Raw genomic sequence first — 1,782 nt, forward strand, 5'->3', positions numbered from 1 at the left:
GACCCCATTGGAAATCAACCTTAATATGCAATTGCCAACAGGAAACAATCCTGGATTTACAGCCAGAAAGAACGACCATAAGCAACTAGTATCACCGTATTAAACGGCTGCTTCTTGTCGCGGCCTTGGTTTTCACGCTGATGCAGCGAATGGCGGCTTCCCCCCGATTCTGTTGAAAAACAACGTGTTGCAGTCGCAGAATGGGGTGACCTGAGCACGGCACGAGCGCCTTTCTGGTCAGGCGTTTCGCGTTTGCTGCGGTGCGGGAAAGATTTTCGCCAATTTGCGGAGGTTCTGGGCGGTGGCGGCGAGGAGGAATTCGTCATTTGCGCCGCACGGTCCACGTAATCGGAGCCGTCCAAGGCCTAGGATGCGCTTGAGGTGGGCGAAGAGCATCTCAACTTTCTTTCTGAGCTTCATCGCAATCTGGTACTCTTCAGTTTTGGCCAGATCTCTGGCGACCTGGCGCGCATCTTCGTGCTCTTCGCGGGTGATTTTGCGTGCATCAGCGTTGGGGCAGCATCTTTGTTTGGACGGACATACCTGGCAGACTTCTTTCAAGGCGCGATAGCGGGCTGTGCCCTTGCCCGACGGCCCCCGGTTTGGATCAGAGTAATTCCGGCGGAACTGTTTAAGCGCGTGACCCTCTGGGCAGATATATTGATCATGCTCAGCGTCCCATTCGAAGTCTGTGCGTGTCCAGGTGCCGTCGGGGCGTCCGGCCTTGTCGATGACCGGGATGTAAGGATCGATCTTGCGATCCACGAGCCAGCCGAGCATCGGGCCTGAGCCGTAGGCGGTATCGGCGATCATCCAGTCGGGGACGAGGTCGAACTTGTCCTTCACCCGGTCCAGCATCGTCTTTGTCGACCCCACTTCGGCTTGCCGGATGGATCTGGTCGCTTCCACATCCACAATCACGCTGTGATCTGTATCAACGAGGTAGTTATCAGAGTAAGCAAAGAAGGCTGGTGCCTTGTGCGCCGCTGTCCATTGGCTGGCAGGGTCCGAATATGAAATGAACTTAGGCTTGACTGGCGAGGCAGCACCAAACGCGGCCTCATCCAGGGTTTCCAGATATTCCCGAACAGCGCGCGGTGCGGTCTTGGCATCGATCTGTGCAGCATCCCATTCTTCTTGTGACGCTGAATACTGCTTGGTCGCTTCTGCCTCAATCAAGCTGGCATCAATCGCCATACGCTGGCCGCTGACCAAACCTTCTGCGATGCACCGCGCCACTGTCGTTTCGAACACGTGCCGCAAGAGTTCACTCTCGCGGAACCGACCATGGCGGTTCTTGGAAAAGGTAGAGTGATCCGGCACTCGATCAGTCAGATCGAGGCGACAGAACCAGCGATACGCAAGGTTCAGGTGCACTTCTTCGCACAACCGCCGTTCCGACCGGATGCCAAAGCAATAGCCCACCAGCAGCATGCGGATCAGCAACTCGGGATCGACGGAAGGGCGACCAGTATGACTGTAAAAATCCGCCAAATGATTGCGGATACTACTCAGGTCAACAAATCGATCAATCGACCGCAGCAGATGATTGTCCGGGACATGTTCCTCCAGGGAGAACTCATAGAACAGCTCAGCCTGAGTTTCCTGTTTTGGTCCCATCATCATCCAAACTCCCATTCAATAAGAGAATTGAATCAGCCAGATGGCCTTCGATCAAGACAGAGTTTTTCAACAGAATACGGACATTGCTGCCGTTCAAATCTCAAGGTGCCGTCACCGTACATTGCGATCAATCGTGGGAGATCATGTTCCAGCAACCAA

General features: G+C 54.5%; 1 protein-coding gene. It reads right to left on the bottom strand.

The window, feature by feature from the left end; translation table 11 throughout:
• Positions 1–237 precede the first annotated feature (237 nt).
• A complete protein-coding gene (locus tag ACR0LN_RS23910; RefSeq protein ID WP_480424160.1) occupies positions 238–1,623 on the bottom strand; it encodes an IS1182 family transposase in 1,386 nt (461 codons plus the stop codon).
• Between the last annotated feature and the right edge of the window lie 159 nt (positions 1,624–1,782).

It is taken from the genome of Ruegeria sp. AA6, from assembly GCF_056542865.1.